The 7464-nt window shown below is 58.7% G+C and carries 4 protein-coding genes and 1 pseudogene; 4 read left to right on the forward strand and 1 reads right to left on the reverse strand.

What is annotated here, in order from left to right; genetic code table 11:
* Positions 1-166: 166 nt before the first annotated feature.
* A complete protein-coding gene (gene fhuF / locus B3I26_RS04550) occupies positions 167-859 on the reverse strand; it encodes a siderophore-iron reductase FhuF (protein WP_296255543.1) in 693 nt (230 codons plus the stop codon).
* A gap of 709 nt (positions 860-1568) precedes the next feature.
* Between fhuF and B3I26_RS04555 the strand changes: the two genes are divergently transcribed.
* The 4 genes and pseudogenes from B3I26_RS04555 (at position 1569) to B3I26_RS04570 (ending at position 7235) form a co-directional block, all read left to right on the forward strand.
* Positions 1569-4478, forward strand: a complete 2910-nt coding sequence (locus tag B3I26_RS04555) for a ribonucleoside-diphosphate reductase subunit alpha (protein WP_296255515.1) — start codon at positions 1569-1571, stop codon at positions 4476-4478.
* Positions 4479-4587: 109 nt separating this feature from the next.
* Positions 4588-4725 (forward strand): YhfG family protein, encoded by a 138-nt coding sequence (locus B3I26_RS04560; protein WP_296255517.1) that lies wholly within the window; start codon positions 4588-4590, stop codon positions 4723-4725.
* A gap of 32 nt (positions 4726-4757) precedes the next feature.
* Positions 4758-5328 (forward strand): annotated as a pseudogene (locus B3I26_RS04565) (Fic/DOC family protein).
* A 659-nt stretch (positions 5329-5987) separates the two neighbouring features.
* Positions 5988-7235 carry a ribonucleotide-diphosphate reductase subunit beta gene (locus tag B3I26_RS04570; protein ID WP_296255518.1) on the forward strand — a complete coding sequence of 416 codons (1248 nt, stop codon included), beginning with the start codon at positions 5988-5990 and terminating at the stop codon, positions 7233-7235.
* Positions 7236-7464: the final 229 nt, after the last annotated feature.

The following is a 7464-nucleotide window of genomic DNA, read 5'->3' on the forward strand; positions in this document are numbered from 1 at the left end:
GCTGACGATCTGCTGCGAAGCGGCAGCAAACCCGTTGCACGCGGTCTGTCTGTTTCAACGAGGTGCCCGATTTAATGCGAACCTCCGGCAGGTCCGCAGGCAAGCCATCCCCCAGGCCCTGCGGGTAGAACCAAGCGCAGCCACGGTCCAGCCCCAAAAAGCCGAATCAGGCGCTATCCGTCAACGGACAATACTCACATCTCCCCGCCCATTCCACCTGATAGCTCAGGCAACACCTGCGCCGCTGCCTGATGGGCGATCCATCCGGTCCTTCCATATAAAGGATGGTATTGAACAGCGCATTGCGCCGCCCATCCGGGCGTAGCCTTTCATGCAGCAGGCCATAGCCCTTCTGGGCCGACGCGTAACCGATCTCGGCCAGTTGCCGCAGGCACGTCTCCAGATAATCTCCGGCGGTGCTCCACAATACGCCCGGCATGACGCCGCCGTAGGCACTTAAGCGCCCGATCACCTGCTGCAGGTTTTCCAGCAACGGCGCGAAGCGCTCGAAAGGGTTATCCGACGGCGACGCGACAGGAACTGCTTGCTCAAGCCTCAGCCCGTCGAGAAAACCACGCTCGTGCAGGGCGAACCCCACCTGACTCAACTGCAGGGGCCAACTGACGCCGTGCACCAGTCCCGCCACCACCACCGGGGGAATCAGTTGCATCGCGTAGAACTTGAACCACTGCGAAACCAGCACCGGCCGCTTGTCCTGCACCAATTCCGGGCCATAGACCTGCATTAACAGCTGATCCAGCGTCTGTTCCTGCAGCAGTTCAGGCAAGGGCCTCACCGGGCGGGCGCTGTCCCGTATCAGCATCCTGAAAAACACGGCCAGAGGCCCATCAAACAACATAGTGTTCACGCATTACCTCGCCGACCTGATTTGGTCAGGCTGAAACCCACCGCCCGACATGACACACGACATGCAAAACCACCCTACCCGGCCCCTGGCCACTCGCCCATTTTGTGATAGGGTGCGCGCCCGCAAAAACCGGGTCACTGTTTTCTCACCCTCAAAAAACAGTGACCGACGGCCCATCCCAGTCGGTATGCGGCCTACACGGGATTTCGATGATTCGCACACAAATTACACACAGCTTTATCCACAGGTCATGCGTTGCAATTGGTGTCCGAAACGCATTATCTTGTACCCCTTCGCTGATCGACCCCCTACATGTAGGGTTTCATTCGAAAAAACCAAACACAAGTCGACGAGAGATTTCAAGCCTTTTTCTCGCGCCCAGCGGGTTGAATTATCCCCGGTTTTACCGCCTGACCGCTCACACGCGAAGGGCAGACGCCCACGCGTCATGATCTGCGCGCAACGGTACATCGGTTGCAACGCGCAAGCGGCAAAATGGCAGTACGCATTCAGAATCGGATATTAACGGGCGACGGGCTCAAGACCCGCGCCCTTTTGGACTTCAAAGCCAGGGACGGTGCTCGTCAAGCCTTTCCCGCCGTTTGAAGTCATTAGACTGGCACCTGTCAGTCAACTGTCTCAAGACGGAACGGTGGGTGCGTTTTGCGCCCGAACAAACTTAGAGAACGTGGAGACACCCATGCAAACAGACACAACTCGCGAGAATCCGCAGGTCCCCGCGCCGCAGACAGGTACCAACCAGCAGGACCTGTCCGCGACCGCACCGGGCCAGCTGCGCGTGATCAAGCGCAACGGCACTGTCGTTCCCTACACCGATGACAAGATCACCGTCGCCATCACCAAGGCTTTCCTCGCAGTTGAAGGCGGTACCGCCGCCGCGTCGTCGCGTATCCACGACACCGTTGCCCGCCTGACCGAACAGGTCACCGCCACCTTCAAGCGTCGCATGCCATCCGGCGGCACCATCCACATCGAAGAAATCCAGGATCAGGTAGAACTGGCGCTGATGCGCGCCGGCGAGCAAAAAGTGGCTCGCGACTACGTGATCTACCGTAACGACCGCTCCAAAGAGCGTGCCGGTCGCGGTGGCGAAGCCCCGGTTCAGGCTCACCCCTCGATCCGTATCACCACCAAGGACGGCAGCCTGACGCCGCTGGACATGGGCCGCCTCAACACCATCATCACCGAAGCGTGTGAAGGTCTGGCCGAGGTTGACGCCAACCTGATCCAGAACGAAACCCTGAAAAACCTCTACGACGGCGTTGCCCTGACCGACGTCAACACCGCGCTGGTCATGACCGCGCGTACCTTGGTCGAGCGTGAGCCGAACTACTCCTTCGTAACCGCACGCCTGCTGATGGACACCCTGCGTGCCGAAGGCCTGGGCTTTTTGGGCGTTGCCGAAAGCGCTACCCACCACGAAATGGTCGACCTGTACGCCAAGGCGCTGCCGGCTTACGTCGCCAAAGGTATCGAGTTCGAACTGCTGAACCCTGTGCTGGCCGAATTCGACCTGGAAAAACTGGGCAAGGCGATCAACCACGAACGCGACCAGCAGTTCACCTACCTGGGCCTGCAGACCCTGTACGACCGTTACTTCATCCACAAGGATGGCGTGCGTTTCGAACTGCCGCAGATCTTCTTCATGCGTGTGGCCATGGGCCTGGCAATCGAAGAGAAAGCCCGTGAAGACCGCGCCATCGAGTTCTACAACCTGTTGTCGTCCTTCGACTACATGGCCTCGACCCCAACGCTGTTCAACGCCGGTACCCTGCGTCCACAGCTGTCGAGCTGCTATCTGACCACTGTTCCAGATGACCTGTCGGGCATTTACCACGCCATCCACGACAACGCCATGCTGTCCAAATTCGCAGGCGGTCTGGGCAACGACTGGACACCGGTCCGCGCGCTGGGCTCGTACATCAAGGGCACCAACGGCAAATCCCAAGGCGTCGTGCCTTTCCTGAAAGTGGTCAACGACACTGCTGTGGCAGTCAACCAGGGCGGCAAGCGCAAGGGCGCTGTGTGTGCCTACCTGGAAACCTGGCACATGGACATCGAAGAGTTCATCGAGCTGCGCAAGAACACCGGTGATGATCGTCGTCGCACCCACGACATGAACACCGCCAACTGGATCCCTGACCTGTTCATGAAGCGTGTCTTCGACGACGGCAAATGGACCCTGTTCTCGCCATCCGAAGTCCCGGACCTGCACGACCTGACCGGTAAAGCCTTCGAAGAGCGCTACGAGTATTACGAAGCGCTGACCGAGTACCCAGGCAAGGTCAAGCTGTTCAAGACCATCCAGGCCAAAGACCTGTGGCGCAAAATGCTGTCCATGCTCTTCGAAACCGGCCACCCGTGGCTGACCTTCAAAGACCCGTGCAACCTGCGCAGCCCGCAGCAGCACGTGGGCGTGGTCCACAGCTCGAACCTGTGCACCGAGATCACCCTGAACACCAACAAGGACGAGATCGCGGTCTGCAACCTGGGCTCGATCAACCTGCCGAACCACATCGTTAACGGCAAGCTGGACACCGACAAGCTCAAGCGCACCATCGACGTCGCCGTGCGCATGCTCGATAACGTCATCGACATCAACTACTACTCGGTGCCGCAGGCTCGCAACTCCAACTTGCGCCACCGCCCGGTCGGTCTGGGCATCATGGGCTTCCAGGACGCGCTGTACCTGCAGCACATCGCCTACGGTTCCGACGCTGCCGTCGAATTCGCCGACCGCTCGATGGAAGCCGTCAGCTACTACGCCATCCAGGCGTCCTGCGACCTGGCTGACGAGCGCGGTGCCTACGAGACGTTCCAGGGCTCGCTGTGGTCCAAGGGCATCCTGCCGCTGGACTCGCAACAGATCCTGATCGAAGCCCGCGGCCAGAAGTACATCGATGTCGACCTGAACGAAACCCTGGACTGGGCGCCAGTGCGTGCTCGCGTTCAGAAAGGCATTCGTAACTCGAACATCATGGCCATCGCACCGACCGCAACCATCGCCAACATCACCGGCGTATCGCAGTCGATCGAACCGACCTACCAGAACCTGTACGTGAAATCGAACCTCTCGGGCGAATTCACCGTGATCAACCCGTACCTGGTTCGCGACCTCAAGGCTCGTGATCTGTGGGACTCGGTCATGATCAACGACCTCAAGTACTACGACGGTTCGGTGCAACAGATCGAGCGTATCCCGCAGGAACTCAAAGACCTGTACGCGACGGCTTTCGAAGTGGACACCAAGTGGATCGTTGACGCCGCCAGCCGTCGTCAGAAGTGGATCGACCAGGCGCAATCGCTGAACCTGTACATCGCTGGTGCATCGGGCAAGAAGCTTGACGTGACCTACCGCATGGCCTGGTACCGTGGGCTGAAAACCACCTACTACCTCCGTGCCCTGGCCGCGACCAGCACCGAGAAGTCGACCATCAACACCGGCAAGCTCAACGCCGTTTCCAGTGGCGGCCACGGCCCGGACGACTCGGCGATCACCGCCCCACGTCCAGCCGAAGCAGCACCCGGCCCAGCGCCAGTGCCAAAGGCCTGCGCGATTGATGAGCCGGATTGTGAGGCTTGTCAGTAAGTAATGCTGGCGTCACATTAATGTGACACCTCGAACAAAGGCTCGCTGCCCTCTGGGTAGCGGGCCTTTTTCGGCTGCGCTTACCGCTTCACCCGCCGGGGATCCCCCAATGTCTGTTCTCTCTCTGGATGACAAAAAAGCCTACTGCGCCAAAACTCGCCGCTCCACCTACGCAGCCAGCCTGCGCCTCGAAGGCTTGGAGAGCACGCCGTTGGACGCCGAACGCCGCCTCCCGTCTCGGGAATAACTGCTGAACACCTACCGCCAAAAACAGGCCTGATGGTCGATAAATACGGTGTCGGGCAAGACCCTTACTGCCCGCGCGGCAGCCACGTGCTGCGCAACCGACTGCACCTCACCGACAACACTACCCTTGCCCACGCCGAACGTGACCTTTGCGAAGTGGCCGCCCAAGCCATCGACTTCACTCCCCCGCCTTACGAGCTTGCCTACCTGCGAACCCTCCATCGCCAGCTATTCGCCGCTCTCTACGATTGGGCGGGCGAACTGCACACCGTCAATATCTCCAACGACCAGACTCACTCTGCATCACCAGTCGCATCGAGCCTGAAGCCAACAAGCTGTTCAGCCCGCTCGCGCAAGCCAAGGGGTTTGAAGGTCTCGACCGAGCCGGCCTGATCAACGCCTGCGCCGAACTGTTCGCCGCACGCAACGCATCCTGTTTGAACACATCATCGTCAACGCGGGGTATGAGATCAGTTGGTGGCAGGTCGAGCCCGGCGAATGGCTGCAGACCAATATCGATGCCGTGGGCTGTAATTATGGAGGGATGGTGAGGGTGTTCGAGCGTTGTGTTGGGCAGGCAATTGCAATTGATTGCACAGGCTGAATAACCGACGTGCGCTATAGGAGGTACTGCGCGACCACCGCTTGTCAGGTAGCCACCTTGCGATGCTTTACCACGCTTGGGCCCGGCCGTTCTCGTCAGCATCAAGTAACGCAAGGCTCTGCGTCTGTCAGCGCACTGCTCAACTGCTTTCCAAGGCTTGAGTCAAGTCAATACCAGCGTCACATGTAGAAATACACAGTGTGCTAAACACCCATATCCTGTGTATTCTGTCGCCACTCAACACTACATAGGCGATTACACGTCCTATCCTCGCTGTTGAATAAAGGCACATCCGGCCATCGTTCCCGAGTATCCAACGGTGGCTAAAATGATGGATAGATTGGTCGCAAGGACACACGCGCGGAGCAAATTTCCGTATACTTGCGCCCCTCAATCAAGGACCACGAAATGACAACCTGCGCAGCCAAAGCCGGATTCACCTACTCGGCCCCAACGCCTCCGCGGTGTCAGCATTCGGCTCCTCTCGCGTGTAGTGGCCCTCGACCATAAACGCGGCCCTCATATACCCCGAATAAGCACCTTTAACAGAGAGCCTGCTCTCGACCGCCGTATTGCCTGCATGTCAGCGACATCAGCAACCTAATTATCAAATCCATAGGCCGCTCAACAGGCGGTCCTCACGCAGGAGCCTCATCACCATGCTGAGCTGGGACGAATTCGACAAAGAAGACGCCGCCGAACCCGCCAAAGGCGCCAACGCCGGCCACGCTTCTGAAGCAGCCATGGACAAACTCGACAGCGCTGGCGGTGCCGCGGCCCTGGAAGCGCGCAACATCACCGACAAAGACTCCGCCGCCCTGATCCGCGCCAAAAAAGCGCTGGACGCGCTGGACGTTGCCGAAGGCCTGGCCGAACTCGAAGGCGCCGCCGCCCGTGTGGCCGTCGATGAAAAGCGCATGATCAACTGTCGCGCCGACCTCAACCAACTCGTCCCCTTCAAATACGACTGGGCCTGGCAGAAATACCTCGACGGCTGCGCAAACCACTGGATGCCGCAAGAAGTCAACATGACCGCCGACATCGCCCTGTGGAAAGACCCACAAGGCCTGACCGACGACGAACGCCGCATCGTCATGCGCAACCTGGGCTTCTTCTCCACCGCCGACTCCCTGGTCGCCAACAACCTGGTACTGGCCGTCTACCGCCTGATCACCAACCCCGAATGCCGCCAATACATCCTGCGCCAGGCTTTCGAAGAAGCGATCCACACCCACGCTTATCAATACTGCATCGAATCGCTGGCCATGGATGAAGGCGAAATTTTCAACATGTACCACGAGATCCCATCGGTCGCGAAAAAAGCCGCTTGGGGCCTCAAATACACCCGCTCCATCTCCGATCCGAAGTTCGAAACCGGCACTGTCGAAACCGACAAGGAACTGCTGCGCAACCTGATCGCCTACTACTGCGTCCTGGAAGGCATCTTCTTCTACTGCGGCTTCACCCAGATCCTCTCCATGGGCCGCCGCAATAAAATGACCGGCGTCGCCGAGCAGTTCCAATACATCCTGCGCGACGAATCCATGCACCTGAACTTCGGCATCGACGTGATCAACCAGATCAAAATCGAAAACCCACACCTGTGGGACGCCGAAATGAAGGAAGAAGCCTCGCAAATGATCCTGCAAGGCACCCAGCTTGAGATCGAATACGCCCGCGACACCATGCCTCGCGGCGTACTGGGCATGAACGCCGCGATGATGGAGGACTACCTCAAGTTCATCGCTAACCGTCGTTTGAGCCAGATTGGTTTGAAAGAAGAGTATCCAGGCACCACCAACCCGTTTCCATGGATGAGCGAGATCATGGACTTGAAGAAGGAGAAGAACTTCTTTGAGACTAGGGTGATTGAGTACCAGACGGGTGGGGCGTTGAGCTGGGATTGATAGCACGCTGATAACGCTAGAAGCGAAAAGCTGCCAGTGATGGTGGCCTTTTTTATTGCGGTCGATTCCTAGCATTTAAACACCCTCGCGATCGCATTTGATTATCGAGGGCAGCCGGGATTGCTTGAGATCAGCGCTGGTATTAGTTGCTGCAGAGCGTCAAAGGCTGCGTTCCCACGTGGAGCGTATGAACGATCACGGCCATGTCTCTGATCGTTCCCACGCTCCG

The organism is Pseudomonas sp. UBA5706, from assembly GCF_002419965.1.
Taxonomy (GTDB): domain Bacteria; phylum Pseudomonadota; class Gammaproteobacteria; order Pseudomonadales; family Pseudomonadaceae; genus Aquipseudomonas.

What these genes read in the sequence shown, in the direction of transcription:
- B3I26_RS04560 (WP_296255517.1), top strand. Translation starts at nt 4,588, where the DNA reads ATGTCTGTTCTCTCTCTGGATGACAAAAAAGCCTACTGCGCCAAAACT.
- B3I26_RS04570 (WP_296255518.1), top strand. Translation starts at nt 5,988, where the DNA reads ATGCTGAGCTGGGACGAATTCGACAAAGAAGACGCCGCCGAACCCGCC.
- B3I26_RS04555 (WP_296255515.1), top strand. Translation starts at nt 1,569, where the DNA reads ATGCAAACAGACACAACTCGCGAGAATCCGCAGGTCCCCGCGCCGCAG.
- fhuF (WP_296255543.1), bottom strand. Translation starts at nt 859, where the DNA reads ATGTTGTTTGATGGGCCTCTGGCCGTGTTTTTCAGGATGCTGATACGG.